The sequence below is a fragment of the Sphingobacterium sp. DR205 genome (assembly GCF_011064245.1).
GTDB classification, from domain to species: domain Bacteria; phylum Bacteroidota; class Bacteroidia; order Sphingobacteriales; family Sphingobacteriaceae; genus Sphingobacterium; species Sphingobacterium athyrii.
In genome coordinates, this window is record NZ_CP049333.1 from 5,959,358 (window position 1) to 5,974,130 (window position 14,773).

Below are 14,773 nucleotides of genomic sequence, written 5' to 3' on the forward strand. Positions count from 1 at the left end.
CGAAACACACCTTCTGTGTGGAGGTCCACTGCTTTCTCTTATGTTCGGCGAGTTCGTGTATCGCCGAACATCTTAGAACACAAAATAAATTTAACAACGGTGCCCTATTCAGCTATTAGCTTCCAAAAGGATCAGTCTTCTTTTCTGTTTTCAGGATCCCGATCAGATGCTGTAAGGCCTTTTGCAAACGTTTGGCATCATCTTCGGTCTGGATAGCCCATAAGATTTCTTCGGTACTCGCAGCCGATTTATAGCGGATCTGATAGCCGGCCTTTACCCTTGCGATGATAAGGGGTTCCGACTTAGAAATATCACTCCGGTAATGTTGCCCTGTTGACAGAAATACAGTCAGGACTTTCCCGTCCACCGTAACGGTGTCAATTTTGGTTTCTTTGTAGTGGTAAGCCATCTTATACAGCTTGTTGATATAGACTATGGTTTGCTGTTTGTTGAGCGCCGTATGTTGCCCCTGTGACGGTGTCCCCATTCCTATTAAAAGGAAGCAACATAAAAGGAAATTTTTCATTCGAAATTTGTTATTTATCTGCTATTTCTGAATCTGTGCTGGTGTTCATGCCGGAACACAAAACGGTAAGCAATTATTCGGCCTTAAAAATATCTATTTATTTATGATTTTCCGATGCCTATTTTTCAAAAGTCTGCTTGCACAAACTTAACATACAACAAATTGATAGCCATTCTTTCTGTACAACACTTTAAAATGAAACAACCCGGTGCAATTTGTCAATCAATTGCACCGGGTCTTTCCCCTTCTTTTCCTCAACACGTTATTCCTTTAAATTTAAACAGGGAAATTAACTACAATTTTGCTTTCGATAAGTCACGTGCATTTTCAGCCATCCGGATAAATTCGGCACGGTAGCCTTCATCGTCCGCTCCCTTTGCGGTCTTCGCCCGTGCGATCAAACGATCAAAATCAGCCTGCTGTTTAAAGTCCGAATCACGAAGTAAAAGCCCCAGTTCGGCCACTGCAGTTGCAAAGCGTAAATCTTCACTGACCTTATTCAAATCAGTCACCTTAGTCGGCACGACCTGCTGCTGCAATTTGCTTTTCTCACCCTCAGGTTCTTTGTAACGAAATTTGACTGCTGCCAATTCTCCATTTCCCCTGACCTCAATGTATTTCGTCGAATTTTTCTGGTATTTTAATGGATCTACTGTCCCAACCATCGTCGAATTGACCCCGACAGGAACGATTTCATAAAGCGCTGTAACCACATGACCTACCCCCATATCGCCGCCCATCTTTTGATCGTTGTTGAAATCTTCCGCTTCAAGCAGGCGGTTTTCATAACCGACCAGGCGATAGGCCTGAACATAATTTGGATTAAACTCGACCTGAATCTTGACATCTTTGGCCACTGTGAATAATGTGCCGCCAAACTCGGTGACCATCGCTTTCCTGGCTTCGGAAATATTGTCGATATAAGCGTAATTGCCATGTCCTTTATCCGCTAAGATCTCCATCTTACTATCTTTCAAATTTCCCATACCATAACCGAGCACAGTCAGAAAAACCCCCGATTTGCTCTCTTTACCAATCAGTTCTTCCATAGACTCATCGCTACTCTCGCCCACATTGAAATCACCATCGGACGCCAAGATAATCCGATTGTTTCCACCCTTAACCAAATTTTGGCGGGCAATGGCATAGGCTTTTTTGATCCCTGCAGCACCGGCAGTACTTCCTCCAGCCTCAAGTTCATCTATGGCTGTTTTGATTTTCATTTTCTGACTACCGCTTGTACTTTCCAATTTCACGCCGGCCGAACCAGCATAGGTGACAATAGCAACACGGTCAATATCACGCAGCTGATCCACCAACATTTTTAAGGAAGATTTTACCAAAGGCAATCGCCCGGCGCCCATCATTGATCCGGATACATCAATTAAAAAGACTAAATTAGAGGCTTTGAGTTTGTCCGTTGGAATATCTTTGGCTTTTAAAGTCACACGCATCAACTGATGCTGATTGTTCCAGGGGGCCTTGGTCAATTCGGTTACAATATTTACTGGTTCGCCGTTCTTCGGTCCTGCTACGCGGTACTGAAAATAATTGATCATCTCCTCAACACGTACGGCATCTTATCGGGTAAACTGCCAGCGTTGATAAACCGACGGATATTGCTATATGAAGCAGCATCCACATCAACAGCAAATGTTGACAGCGGCTCTTTCAGTGGATTGATAAACTTATTTTCTTTGATTTTTTGATAGGATTCCTGATTTTGATCCGGCACATAGCCCATTCTCCTTATGTTTAAACTCGCAGACTGTCCAGACAATGCTGCGACCATCTGTGCTGAACCGACCACGCTCTGCTTGGCTTTTGGAGTATAACCCATAATGACAACTTCATCCAATGCACGATTATCCTGCACCATGGCTACGTCCACTTTCGTCTTGCGCTTTACCTGGATACGTTGTGTAATATAACCGAGATAACTGAATTCCAGGATTGTCGTTTCTGCTTCCGCCTGAATCCGGTAATTCCCATCACGATCGGTGGATGTGCTTTCTGTCGTTTGCACATTTGTTACCACCACACCGCTTAACGCTAATTTGGTCATTGCATCCGTTACTTTCCCTTTCACCTCATATTTTTGCCCGGCATATCCACCGATGGATAACAGCAGGCTCATTAAAAAAAGTATTGTTCTCATATCCTTCAAATTTTTGTCAAGGGATGCGACAAATATTAAATTTCCATAAACCAGAAAAAAAAAATATTTTTAGCAAATAAAATGTTCGCATTCAAGTCGTCAAAAAAGGATTCAACGCAAGACCATGAGCTCTTGCAACAATATCAGGAGACAACAGATCTCAAGGTATTGGGCGACCTCTATCAACGACATACTGAAATGGTATATTATGTCTGTTTACGGTATCTTCAAGATCCGGAACTGAGCAAAGATGCGGTGATGAATATTTTTGAAGAGCTTATCTACAAAGTTAATAAGCAAGAAATCAAAGACTTTCCACGATGGTTATATGTATTGAGCAAAAACCATTGCCTGATGTATTTAAGATCGAAAAAGAACAAATCACAAATTTCTTTGGATGAATTTGTGAAATATCCCGAAGATCTGCATCAGTATGAACAACATGATGAAAAAGAGGAACAATTGACGGCCATGGAAGGCTGTCTGGAAAAACTACCGGACAAACAGCAACAGTCCGTCAGACTCTTTTTTCTGGAGGAAAAATGTTACAAAGAGATCAGCGACTCGACAGGATATAGCTTAAATGAAGTGAAGAGTTATATCCAGAATGGGAAGCGGAATTTAAAAAATTGCATGGAGGCTTGGAATGAGCGACAGTAATTACGACATAGCATACTTAAAGAAATACGTCAACGGCCTACTTTCTCCCAAAGAGATGTACGCCATTGAACGTGAGGCCCAACGTGATCCCATGTTGGCAGATATTCTTATGGGTATAGAAATAGATCAAAAAAACGCTGTTCCTTCCGATCTCAATGCACGTATTGCACGACGTGTCGAAGACGATAGAAAGACAAAAGTAAAAGTCTTTGACTGGAAACGACTGGCCATTGCCGCCAGTGTGGTTACTATTTTAGGCATAGGAATTATCTATTTCCAACAACAGAAAAGCCCGTCCGAAGCAAACCGTACAGCCGATGTTGCCATGCCGGCTGATGCACCGTCATCAAAGTTAAGCCCTCAAGCGGATTCTGCTGCCTCAACTGTTATTGAACCCGATCTCAAGGAACCGGATAATCCTCATTTGGCTAACAACAGCAAGCCGTCCGATATCCCTCAGCACAGAGAGGAGGAGAGCATCCCCCCGCTAAAGGAACAATCCCTGCGTATAGCCCCGGTTGAAATGAGCAGGGGTATTCAATCGGATAGATCCAATCGCGATTCAAAATTGATGGACAGTGCCGTTGTTTATGGTTACGCTCCAAAAGCAAAACAAAGTGTCACAGAAAGTAATGTTATTATCAGAGGCGAACAGCTTAATGCTCTTGCCGGCCGTGTAGCTGGCATAAATGTTAGCCCTCAAACGAGCGGAAGCCCTTTACAGGTCACTGTACGTGATAAAGAGACAGGTCTGCCGATATCGGGTGTTACGATCATGCAGCCAAACAGTAAACTGGCTACAAATACCGATGCACAAGGCAAAGCCACTATTCAGCCAAGCACAGTAGACTCGCTGGTTGATATTATGGCTGTGGGCTATAATACAGTTGCATTAAATATGCGCCGCAACAAGAACCTGAACGTAAAACTACAGCCTTCCGGTGCAACACTGGACGAGGTGGTCGTCACAACCATGTCCTCCCGGAAAACAAAAAGCGCAGAACCGGTCTGGGGCTGGAAATCATTTAACAATTACGTCAAGAAAAAAACAGCCAACAGCCGATATGAAGGCACAGTACGCCTAAGTTTCTATATAGATAAAGATGGGTTCCCGTCCAATATCAACATCCTACAAAGTGCAAATGATTATTTGGACAATAAAGCCAAAGAGATCTTACTTTCAGGGCCAAAATGGAAAGGTGAAGACAACCGATACGTCACACTAACCTTCGATTTCACCTATTAAAGTCCGACAAAACCAGGGCAATAATAAAGCCTATATAATTAGCATCAACACGAAATTTTAGTTGATAAAATTTAAAATTATTTCATACATTCGCTATATAATTCTTAACCATATAGTGACTTTTTATGAAATGTTTTTTCACCGGCCTGCTTCTTTTCGGCAGTTTTTTGGCTCATGCCCAAGATTTTTCATTTGGTAAAGTAAAAAAAGAGGATTTCGCCATTGATATTGGTAAGCTGGACACCGCAGCCAATGCATTTGTGATCCGAGAATACGGTTCCGCCCAGGTCAACTACACTTCGCATGCCGGCCTTGTTGTCGAATTCGTCAAACACGTCCGGATCAAAATATTGAACAAGGAAGGTTACCAGCATGCAAACTTCAGCATCCCACTCTACAAAAGTGGAAATGACCGCGAAACTGTCACTGATATCAAAGGAGCCTCCTATCATCTTCAGGGAGACAAAGTTGTCGAAACCGAAATGACAAAGGCCAATATCTTTAACGAAAATTCATCGGAAAACCTTTCCCTAACCAAGGCAGCCATCCCACAAGTCCAGGAGGGAACAATTATTGAATATCGTTATAAAACGGAATCACCCTTTATTTTCAACCTCAATGCCTGGGAATTTCAGGAGGAAATCCCCAAAATCTATAGTGAGTATGTCACGCGTATACCGGAAATCTGTCATTATAAATCCAATTTAAAGGGGGGATTTCCCATCAAAGACCGTAAAACTGATAATTACAACACAGGATTGCATAGTGAAATCGGCGATATTCTGGGCAATAGAACGACCTATATCATGGAGAATATTCCGGCCTTCCACAGTGAAGACTATATGACCTCTTCGAAAAACTTTCGGTCTATTCTATTTTTTGAACTCGGGCGGTATAGTATCCCAATGGGTCCCACAAAAGACTTCTCTCTTACTTGGGAGAATGTGCGGGAAAAATTGGTCGCAGATGAAAGTTTTGGTGGCCAGGTTAAACGAAAAGGTGCGCTGAAGGATTTTATTGAACCTGTATTGCGGGGGGCAAATAATGACATCGCAAAGGCGTCGCGTCTCTACACCTACTTCCAGAAACAGATCAAATGGAACAATAAGCACTCCATCTACGCAAAAAACATTAAAGAAGCGCTGGAGAAAAGAACGGGCAACAGCGCCGACATCAATCTTGGACTAGTCAATGCGCTGCGTTACGCCCAACTGGAGGCTATCCCAGTGATCTTATCAACTCGCGACAATGGTTATGCAGGACTGTATGCACCCGCAATATCGGAATTCAACCATGTCGTTGCCCAGGTAAAACTTGGGGAGGAATATTATTTATTGGATGCCACTTCGCCCTATGAACCCTTCGGAAACATCCCCTTAAAATGCGTCAATTATCAAGGCCGATCTATTCCTTTGAGCGGCGAGTCCGACTGGGTGAAACTGGAATCAAAACTGTCTTCCTCGCAACATAATTTCTTTTCTGGTGAATTAATGGAGAACGGCACGCTTAAAGGAAAATGGATAACCTCCCGGAATGGCTATATGGCGTCAAGAATGCGTGAACGTCTACAAGAAAGCAATTCTGAAGAGGAGTTTTACGAAAAATGGGATGAGGAAAACAACCGGATCAAAATCAACAGCTTTAAGGTATCCAATCGGGATTCCCTGGACAAACCGCTTAAAGAAGAGTTTGAAATTGAAATTGAAAATTTTGCCAATCTACAAAATGACCAACTGGCATTTAATCCCTATCTTGATAGCAAAACCACCAAAAACCCATTTAATCTGACCGAACGTAATTACCCGATTGATTTTGGCTCCCTGATCCAGGAAGAAAGTTACATGGAGATAAAACTGCCCAAAGGATACACCTACGCTCCCGAAACAAAATTAAAAAATATCAGCATGGCCTTACCGGAACGTGCAGCCCGTTATATTTTTAAGGTCAGCAATACAGATCCGAATGTCCTTCTTATTGAGAGCGCAACCCAATTCAACAAACCACTGTTTCTACCCGAAGAGTATTTTGATCTAAAAGAGTTTTTTAGCCGGATCATCCAAGCACAGAAACTGGATATTTCATTAAAGAAAATCTAATCGACACCTTAACAAAAACTTCATGTTATATTGACGATAAGCTTAAATAAGGGTGATAAATTTGAATATCAAAAAAGAAGAAATAAAATGATTAAAGATTCAGATTTATTCGAACTAGAACATACCTTCCTTGGTGAAGGTTTCGAGTTAGATGGTGATGACATTATCACCGATGAAGACTAGGTCTTCACTTTTCTAAGCAAGTATTATTCCCCTTATATAATCTCTAAGCCCGGTTGATTCCTCTCCGGGCTTTTTCCTGTCATTTTTATTTTCGCTTCCCCGGCATGATGCTCACTCCGACAGCAATCAATCTTCGATGGATCTTCTCTGCTTCTCCGAATGCGGCTTGCTTAGGATTTTCTGCCCGGATTTTATAATTAGTTATATTTACCCCATCCCTACAAACATAACAATCGTCAATAATTCTACAATCCGCCATATATCTTCAGCATAGGGCATAATAGGTTTTAGACTACAAGCACAGGTTCCAGTTCCTGATAAGCCTCATGCAGCAGCTGAATTGCTTCGCATAGGTCCCTTTCATCGAGATGGGCAAAACCTAATCGGAGAGCAGTGATGGTCCTGTTCTGATACAGGCAATTACTGGGCAGCAACACACCTTTTTCTTTTGCTCTTTCCTGCAAGGCGGTTAGCGAAAAACTGGAATTAAACCGGACCCAAAAGGCCAATCCCGACACCGGAACCTCAAAGGTGATCTGATCTCCAAAATGGTTATGCAGCAGTTGCGTAAATAAGTCTTTTCGCTCAGCGACTATTTTTTGAAACTTGCGCTGATAACGAAAAATATCACCCTGATGGATAATTTCACCCAATGTTTTTTCAATCATAAAATTGGGCTTCCCAAAGAGATTGAGGTATTTTTTCCCTTCTTCCAAAAGATCCTGGGGGGCAATCAAAAAATTCATTTGAAAGCCGGGATCCAGAAAACGGCCGAAAGTACCTGTGTAAATGACACGCTGACCGCCATTCTTCCGAAAAAGGGATTCCTCTTTGCCCTTGACCAGCGAAGACTCAAAATCAACATCATCTTCGATCACTATAAAATCATACTGCTCGGCCAGCTGCAGCAGTTGTATTTTTCTTTTTTCCGAAAGGCTCATGGTAGTCGGGTACTGGCATTTTGTATTGATATACACACATCTGATCTCACCCGGCTTAAATTGTGCCGCGATGTAATCAATATCCATCCCCGCGGCATCCAAAGGCACCGTTTTAAGCCTGGCGCCGGCTTGGCTAAAGATCATATTCGGCAAAAAATAGCTTAGACTCTCAATCAGCACGATATCTCCCTGCTGGATCAATAAACGTGATAAAATAGAAAAGATCTGTTCCCGGCTGGCAATGGGCAGTAAAAAGTTGCGGGAGAGATGAAACCCACGTGTTAGGTTGAGATAATAACTCAATTGATCCCTGAAAAACAGATTCCCGTCAGCCGTGGCCGGCAATTCATCGCTCTTCTTTTTCCGTTTCACCATCGAAGCATAAAAACGTACCAGTTCTTCGCTCTCTATGATCCGGTAATCCGGGGTACCGTCCGTAAAATAATATTTTTCGGGAATCTCAAACACAGGCGTATCCAGAATCAATTCCCGTCTAAAAGGATATGGAGCCCGATCCGGAGGCTGCCGAAAAGCTGCAGCCGGAGAAGCTGCACTAACAACACGTTCGGGGTTTTTCACAAAGGTACCTCGATTTGGCAGAATCTCCACCCAGCCCTGCTCTTGCAGTTCGGCTAACGCGGCGACGACGGTTTTCCGGTGTACCTTCAGATCCATGGCAACCTTTCGGCTTCCCGGGAGAAGATCCCCCTCCTCCAGCAAGTTGCGTTTGACAGCATTAATAAATTGATAGACGATCTGTATATAAACAGCATCCTCCTTACGGCGATCAATCTTAATAATTGAATGAAAAGCTATATTTACCGGACTACTCATTATGTTTATTTCGGACTACCAAAGTTAATGTTTAAACTGTAATCTTTGCAATTCATCAACAAAAACACGTCTATAAAAAATTAAAACACAGGTAATTTCACCACAACAACACATTGGTTTACAAACGATCAAACAGAAGAACATGAGTATAGAAAGAAAATGGACACAAGCCGAAGTCGTCGCCCTATATAACAAGCCGATTATGGAACTACTGTACGAAGCGGCGACAGTCCACCGCCGTCACCATGACCCGAATAAAGTACAGGTTTCCACATTGATTTCCATAAAAACAGGGGGATGTCCGGAGGATTGTGCCTACTGCCCCCAGGCGGCGCGCTACCATACTGATGTGAAGGCCGAACGACTGATGAGCGTTGAGCAGGTCAAAGCGCAGGCCCTGGCCGCCAAGGCTGGCGGCAGTTCGCGGATATGCATGGGGGCTGCCTGGCGTAATGTCAAAGACGGGCCTGAGTTTGACCAGGTATTGGATATGGTACGTACACTCAACAGGCTTGACATGGAAGTATGCTGCACCTTGGGGATGCTGACCGAAAATCAGGCACAACGGCTATCGGAGGCCGGACTCTATGCCTATAACCACAACCTGGACTCTTCTGCCGAATATTATGAAGAAATCATCTCAACCAGAAGTTACGGTGACCGTCTTGAGACCATCGAAAATGTGCGTAAAACCAACATTACTGTATGCAGCGGGGGTATTATAGGTATGGGCGAAACCATAGCCGACCGTGCGGATATGCTGATTACACTTGCCGCTCTCCTACCACAACCTGAATCAGTACCAATCAATGCGCTGGTTCCCGTCGCGGGCACACCGATGGAAGCAATGGAGACAGTATCCATCTGGGAAATGGTACGTATGGTGGCTACCGCACGTATTTTACTGCCACAGACACAGGTCCGTCTATCCGCAGGCCGTAGTAACATGAGCCGCGAGGGACAGGCACTATGCTTTTTTGCGGGTGCCAACTCGATTTTTGCAGGCGACAAACTACTTACGACCCCTAATCCCGACATCAATGAAGACCTCGCGATGTTCAAAACCCTGGGCCTGATTCCGCAACAGCCCTTTGAGAAAAAAAGCCAGCCCGAAACCATCGCGGCAGAAGCTGCCCAATATCATGCTTTGGGTGAACGCCCGCAATGGTCGAGACCTGATCATAGCATTGAACGAAACCTTGCCAAACAACAGGAGAAATAAAACAAAGTCAGTGTTCAGCTTTTGAAAACAAAATAAAAATAATGACACAATACAACGCTACGGACGATTTCGACAGACAGCATTTATGGCATCCATACACCCGCATCGCAGATCCACTACCTGCCTACAAGGTCAGTCGCGCCGAGGGCTGTACCATCGAACTGGATAACGGGCAGCAGCTTATCGACGGGATGTCATCCTGGTGGTGTACCATCCATGGCTATAACCACCCGGTACTAAATGCTGCGGTAACTGCCCAGCTCGGTAGCATGTCCCATGTGATGTTTGGCGGATTGACACACGAACCGGCGATTGCGCTGGGTAAAACACTTCTCGAGATCACTCCACCTTCGCTCGACAAAATATTTTACGCCGATTCCGGTTCCGTTGCCGTGGAAGTGGCACTTAAAATGGCCGTACAATACTGGGTAGCGCAAAACATGGTTCACAAAACTAATTTTGTCACCGTTCGTTCAGGCTACCATGGTGACACCTGGAATGCCATGTCGGTATGCGATCCTGAAACCGGAATGCACCGCATTTTCGGCAATACCCTTCCAATACGTTATTTTGCAGAAGCCCCTAAGATCGGGTTTGATGAATCCTGGGACGAGAGCGATATTGCTTCCCTGGCAGAACTGATCCGAACACATCGGGACGAACTGGCCGGACTAATCCTTGAACCCATTGTCCAGGGTGCCGGCGGGATGCGTTTCTACCATCCCGAATACCTGCGCCGGGCAGCTAAACTTTGCAGAGAGCATAACATCCTACTGCTATTTGATGAAATTGCCACGGGATTCGGCCGCACGGGAAAGCTCTTTGCCTACGAACATGCCGCCGTAGAACCGGATATCCTCTGCATCGGCAAGGCATTGACAGGTGGGTATATGACCTTATCGGCCGTCATTACCTCTACTGCTATTGCAAAAACGATTTCCAATGGTAATCCCGGCACATTTATGCACGGCCCGACTTTTATGGCAAATCCGCTGGCCTGTGCTGTAGCCCATGCGTCGGTCAAATTATTATTGTCTACAGACTGGAAAGCAAAGGTCAAATCCATCGAAGCACAGCTGTTGCAAGCACTTGCTCCAGCAAAAGACTTCCCTCAGGTGGAAAATGTAAGGGTGCTGGGCGCCATCGCTGTCATCGAGATGAAAAGCCCAGTCTCCATGGCCCAAATACAACAACGATTTATTGAAGAAGGTGTCTGGATCAGGCCTTTTGGCAAACTGATTTATATCATGCCGCCCTTTATCATTAGTACAGCGGAGCTAGACAGGTTAACACAGGCTTTGCTCCGGGTTGTCAAAGAAATCAATTAATGGAAAAAAACCGATTGCATAGCTTCGCGGAAGAGCTCCACGAACTCAAAAAACAAGGTAATTGCCGCGAGCTCCCCTGGATTACCCAACAGGGAAATACCATACGAAAGGGAGAGCAAACGAGCTATAATCTTTCCTCAAACGACTACCTGGATCTCGCAAGAGATACCGCACTACGCGAAGAATTCCTTCAGTCGCTCGATAAGGACAATGCGTTATTCAGCGCCTCATCCTCACGCCTGTTGACAGGTAACCATATGTTGTACACAGCACTTGAAACGCAGCTCAGCATGATGTTTGGGACTGAAAACGCACTGGTTTTTAACAGTGGCTACCACATGAACATGGGTATCCTTCCTGCCATTTGCCATAGCGGCACCCTCATCCTGGCCGACAAATGGGTACATGCCAGTCTAATTGACGGCATCCGACTTTCGAAGGCTCCGCATTTCCGGTACCGGCATGGCGACCACGCCCATCTCGAAGAATTATTGGCAAGGTATGCTTCCCGCTTTGAGCGCATCGTTATCGTCACCGAAAGTATTTTCAGTATGAACGGCGACTGCACAGACTTAGGTGACCTGGTCAGTCTCAAACATCGCTATGCCAACGTACTGCTTTATGTCGACGAGGCCCATGCCGTGGGTGTCCGCGGTGTAAAGGGGCTGGGTTGTGCCGAAGAACAAGATTGCATTGCTGAGATTGATTTCCTGACCGGAACCTTTGGAAAAGCGCTGGCTTCCCTGGGCGGCTATCTGGTCTGCCGGCAAGTTATCCGCGATTATCTGGTCAATAAAATGCGAACACTACTGTTTACAACAGCTCTTCCTCCGGTCAATCTCATGTGGAGTTTATTTGTCCTAAAACGCTTGGACGGTTTCACAGAGCGCCGTCAGCAACTCCATAAAAACAGCGAATTGCTCAAACAGCAGATCCTCGCAAAAGGTTATGAATGTCGTTCGGAAAGCCATATTCTTCCCCTGATTATCGGAGACAGCAAGACGGCAGTACTGAAAGCCGAAGACCTACAACGGAAGGGGTTTTATGTATTCCCAATCCGCCCACCCACTGTACCGGAAGGAACCTCAAGGATACGCATTTCATTAACAGCAGGCATAAAAACGTCACTCATCCATCAACTTGCAGCAAGCTTATGATACTCAAAAAAATCCCCCCGGTTCTTCATGTCGTAACCCCGGACAATCCAATTCTGATGGATTATACCAGCCCGCCCAACAAAAAGCTCATATTATTTTTTGCAGGCTGGGGAATGGATGAACAGCCCTTTTTGGCAAACGGTAGGTCCGACCGGGATCTGATCATTGCCTATGACTACCATTCCCTGGCACTGGACGAAAGCCTGCTCCGGGGATATGAGGAGATCCAGGTTTTTGCCTGGTCTATGGGGGTATGGGCTGCCGCACAGGTATTACCCGGACTAAAATCCAGAAATTACCCGGTCCGTACCTGTACAGCCATCAATGGTACAGCGTTTCCGATCGACAACGAAAAAGGTATTCCCAACCAAGTATTCAAAGGTACCCTCGCTACCCTGAGCGAACGGACACTGGATAAATTCCGGCTACGGATGTGTGGCTCAAGGGAGCTGTTGCAACAATTTCTTGCCAACACACCCAAGCGTGATATCGAAAGCCTGCGAACGGAGCTGATCGCTATTGGGGAGCAGGTCGCAGCGTATTCAGGTACGGCTTTTCAATGGGATCAGGCTTACATCGGAACGGAAGACAGAATTTTTAGTCCAGAAAATCAGCAACGCGCCTGGAATCATACCCCACATAGGTTTTTCGATGCTGGCCATTACCCCAAAAAATTAGTTCAAGAGCTTTTGCAGCAGGTTTAAAATGCATATAGTTTAAAATGAAAATAGCGATCGACAAACAGCGAGTTAGATCCCGCTTTTCCAGAGCCGCAATGAGTTATCATTCCACAGCGGTGATCCAAGGTCAAATTGCCGAAAAAATGATCACGCTGTTGCAGGGATTTATTCCAATGAGACCAGACCGTGTATTGGAAATAGGCTGCGGAACCGGCCTTTTCTCCAGCCTATTGCTCCAACATTTCTTACCAAAGCATATCATCTTCAATGACATCAGTCCAGAAATGATAACCCGGGTGACGGATATGGTGAAGTCGCAACACCCTTCAAGCCAATACTGTTTTATCTGTGATGACGCCGAAAGCTGTCCCCTCCCCGAACAATTGGATGTGATTGCTTCCTGTTCCACAATCCAATGGTTTGAACGCCGCGGTTCTTTCTTTGCACGCTGTCATTCCGCCCTCCTTGAAAATGGCATTCTGGCTTTTAGCACCTTTGGCGAGGAAAATATGCGCGAGATGAGTGCAACAACACAGGTCGGTCTCAGCTATGGTTCGAAATCAGAACTTGTGGCAGAACTAGTCGCCCTGGGTTATGAAATCCTGCTCGCGGAGGAAGAACTGCTCAGACTATACCTTGAAAGCCCTTTACAGGTACTTAATCACCTGAAACAAACCGGCGTGACAGGCATAACAAGTCATGGCTGGACAAAAGGCAAACTGCAGGCGTATTGTAACGCCTATACGGCACGCTATACGGTAGGAAGGGAGGTTACACTGACCTACCATCCCATCTATATCATTGCAAAGAAAAGAAAGGACCGCTAAACAGAAAAAATGCATGTATACACATCGGCTGATCGAAAGAAAATCTATCGAAAGACAAGCAAGCAGTTAATCAATACAAGTAATTGATTAGCAACAACGATTTAGTAGAAATTAAATGATAAAAAAGAAATGAACAACAACATTTATTTTGTCTCTGGCATAGATACAGGGATCGGAAAAAGTTATGCAACCGGCTTTATCGCAAAACAATGGAATGCAGCGGGGCTGCGCACAATAACCCAAAAACTGGTGCAGACAGGAAATACGTCAATTTCAGAAGATATTATCCTACACCGTAAACTTATGGGAATCACTTTTACGGAAGAGGACATGCAAAAAATAACCATGCCTGAAATTTTCAGCTACCCGGCCTCTCCTCATCTGGCTGCATGCATAGATAAACGGGAAATCAATTTTGAAAAAATCAGGCAGGCAACAATCCAATTAAGCCAACGTTATGACGCTGTACTGATTGAAGGCGCCGGAGGCTTAATGGTGCCGCTCACTGAGAATTACCTGATTATAGACTATATCAAGGAAATGGACTACCCTTTGCTTTTTGTAACGTCCGGAAAATTAGGTAGCATCAACCATACCCTTCTTAGCCTGGAGGCGATTGCCAGACGTAGGATTCAACTGCACACAGTGATTTACAACACATTCCCTGTACCTGAAGACAATACCATTAGCGCAGATACGCAGCGCTATCTGCGGACATATATTCAAACCCGGTTTCCGGAAACCAACTTTATTGTCATATAACAGTTGATCCCTTATAATGTCGTTTGGCAGTTCGCAGATCCGACTTTACCGTTATCTGCCACGCGTTAAGGCAAGTCACGGTATCTTCACATAGCGGTATTCTATTCATAATTAGCCAATGCCTAATTAACCACGCAAAAGATTTCGCAGCGA

At 44.8% G+C, this 14,773-nt stretch carries 12 protein-coding genes and 1 pseudogene; 9 read left to right on the forward strand and 4 right to left on the reverse strand.

The window, feature by feature from the left end; all coding sequences use genetic code 11:
- Positions 1-115 precede the first annotated feature (115 nt).
- The 3 genes and pseudogenes from G6053_RS25460 to G6053_RS30860 all read right to left on the reverse strand — a co-directional run.
- On the reverse strand, positions 116-526 hold the full coding sequence (locus tag G6053_RS25460; protein ID WP_165308992.1) for a hypothetical protein: 411 nt from the start codon (positions 524-526) through the stop codon (positions 116-118).
- Between the two features lie 293 nt (positions 527-819).
- Positions 820-1,980, reverse strand: coding sequence for a YfbK domain-containing protein (locus tag G6053_RS30855; protein ID WP_346774529.1), 1,161 nt, complete (start codon positions 1,978-1,980; stop codon positions 820-822).
- A gap of 54 nt (positions 1,981-2,034) precedes the next feature.
- Positions 2,035-2,684, reverse strand: a pseudogene (locus G6053_RS30860) (von Willebrand factor type A domain-containing protein); the annotation flags it as partial.
- An 81-nt stretch (positions 2,685-2,765) separates the two neighbouring features.
- On the opposite strand from G6053_RS30860, the gene G6053_RS25470 reads away from it, so the two are divergent.
- The 3 genes from G6053_RS25470 (at position 2,766) to G6053_RS25480 (ending at position 6,686) form a co-directional block, all read left to right on the forward strand.
- Entirely contained in the window at positions 2,766-3,344 is a 579-nt protein-coding gene (locus G6053_RS25470; RefSeq protein ID WP_108636857.1) for a sigma-70 family RNA polymerase sigma factor, read from the forward strand.
- Positions 3,331-4,590: a carboxypeptidase-like regulatory domain-containing protein gene (locus tag G6053_RS25475; protein ID WP_165308993.1), complete on the forward strand. Its 1,260-nt coding sequence runs from the start codon at positions 3,331-3,333 to the stop codon at positions 4,588-4,590. Before G6053_RS25470 ends, G6053_RS25475 begins: the two co-directional genes overlap by 14 nt.
- Positions 4,591-4,715: 125 nt before the next feature.
- Positions 4,716-6,686, forward strand: coding sequence for a transglutaminase domain-containing protein (locus tag G6053_RS25480; protein ID WP_165308994.1), 1,971 nt, complete (start codon positions 4,716-4,718; stop codon positions 6,684-6,686).
- A 470-nt stretch (positions 6,687-7,156) separates the two neighbouring features.
- On the opposite strand, the gene G6053_RS25485 is transcribed toward G6053_RS25480, so the two are convergent.
- On the reverse strand, positions 7,157-8,644 hold the full coding sequence (locus tag G6053_RS25485; protein ID WP_165308995.1) for a PLP-dependent aminotransferase family protein: 1,488 nt from the start codon (positions 8,642-8,644) through the stop codon (positions 7,157-7,159).
- 142 nt (positions 8,645-8,786) lie between these two features.
- Here G6053_RS25485 and bioB point away from each other — a divergent pair, with 142 nt between their 5' ends.
- The 6 genes from bioB (at position 8,787) to bioD (ending at position 14,620) form a co-directional block, all read left to right on the forward strand.
- The gene (bioB, locus tag G6053_RS25490) at positions 8,787-9,866 is read left to right on the forward strand and encodes a biotin synthase BioB (RefSeq protein ID WP_165308996.1); all 1,080 of its coding nucleotides are present in this window, start codon (positions 8,787-8,789) and stop codon (positions 9,864-9,866) included.
- 41 nt (positions 9,867-9,907) lie between these two features.
- Complete coding sequence (gene bioA, locus G6053_RS25495; RefSeq protein WP_165308997.1) at positions 9,908-11,194, forward strand: adenosylmethionine--8-amino-7-oxononanoate transaminase; 1,287 nt, start codon at positions 9,908-9,910, stop codon at positions 11,192-11,194.
- On the forward strand, positions 11,194-12,351 hold the full coding sequence (locus G6053_RS25500) for an 8-amino-7-oxononanoate synthase (RefSeq protein ID WP_165308998.1): 1,158 nt from the start codon (positions 11,194-11,196) through the stop codon (positions 12,349-12,351). Before bioA ends, G6053_RS25500 begins: the two co-directional genes overlap by 1 nt.
- A complete protein-coding gene (locus G6053_RS25505) occupies positions 12,348-13,055 on the forward strand; it encodes a pimeloyl-ACP methyl esterase BioG family protein (protein WP_165308999.1) in 708 nt (235 codons plus the stop codon). The genes G6053_RS25500 and G6053_RS25505 overlap by 4 nt, the downstream gene beginning before the upstream one ends.
- A gap of 17 nt (positions 13,056-13,072) precedes the next feature.
- Positions 13,073-13,858, forward strand: a complete 786-nt coding sequence (bioC, locus tag G6053_RS25510) for a malonyl-ACP O-methyltransferase BioC (RefSeq protein ID WP_206531820.1) — start codon at positions 13,073-13,075, stop codon at positions 13,856-13,858.
- 129 nt (positions 13,859-13,987) lie between these two features.
- Positions 13,988-14,620 carry a dethiobiotin synthase gene (bioD, locus tag G6053_RS25515; RefSeq protein ID WP_165309000.1) on the forward strand — a complete coding sequence of 211 codons (633 nt, stop codon included), beginning with the start codon at positions 13,988-13,990 and terminating at the stop codon, positions 14,618-14,620.
- Positions 14,621-14,773: the final 153 nt, after the last annotated feature.

What these genes read in the sequence shown, in the direction of transcription:
- G6053_RS25460 (WP_165308992.1), bottom strand. Translation starts at nt 526, where the DNA reads ATGAAAAATTTCCTTTTATGTTGCTTCCTTTTAATAGGAATGGGGACA.
- G6053_RS30855 (WP_346774529.1), bottom strand. Translation starts at nt 1,980, where the DNA reads ATGCGTGTGACTTTAAAAGCCAAAGATATTCCAACGGACAAACTCAAA.
- G6053_RS25470 (WP_108636857.1), top strand. Translation starts at nt 2,766, where the DNA reads ATGTTCGCATTCAAGTCGTCAAAAAAGGATTCAACGCAAGACCATGAG.
- G6053_RS25475 (WP_165308993.1), top strand. Translation starts at nt 3,331, where the DNA reads ATGAGCGACAGTAATTACGACATAGCATACTTAAAGAAATACGTCAAC.
- G6053_RS25480 (WP_165308994.1), top strand. Translation starts at nt 4,716, where the DNA reads ATGAAATGTTTTTTCACCGGCCTGCTTCTTTTCGGCAGTTTTTTGGCT.
- G6053_RS25485 (WP_165308995.1), bottom strand. Translation starts at nt 8,644, where the DNA reads ATGAGTAGTCCGGTAAATATAGCTTTTCATTCAATTATTAAGATTGAT.
- bioB (WP_165308996.1), top strand. Translation starts at nt 8,787, where the DNA reads ATGAGTATAGAAAGAAAATGGACACAAGCCGAAGTCGTCGCCCTATAT.
- bioA (WP_165308997.1), top strand. Translation starts at nt 9,908, where the DNA reads ATGACACAATACAACGCTACGGACGATTTCGACAGACAGCATTTATGG.
- G6053_RS25500 (WP_165308998.1), top strand. Translation starts at nt 11,194, where the DNA reads ATGGAAAAAAACCGATTGCATAGCTTCGCGGAAGAGCTCCACGAACTC.
- G6053_RS25505 (WP_165308999.1), top strand. Translation starts at nt 12,348, where the DNA reads ATGATACTCAAAAAAATCCCCCCGGTTCTTCATGTCGTAACCCCGGAC.
- bioC (WP_206531820.1), top strand. Translation starts at nt 13,073, where the DNA reads ATGAAAATAGCGATCGACAAACAGCGAGTTAGATCCCGCTTTTCCAGA.
- bioD (WP_165309000.1), top strand. Translation starts at nt 13,988, where the DNA reads ATGAACAACAACATTTATTTTGTCTCTGGCATAGATACAGGGATCGGA.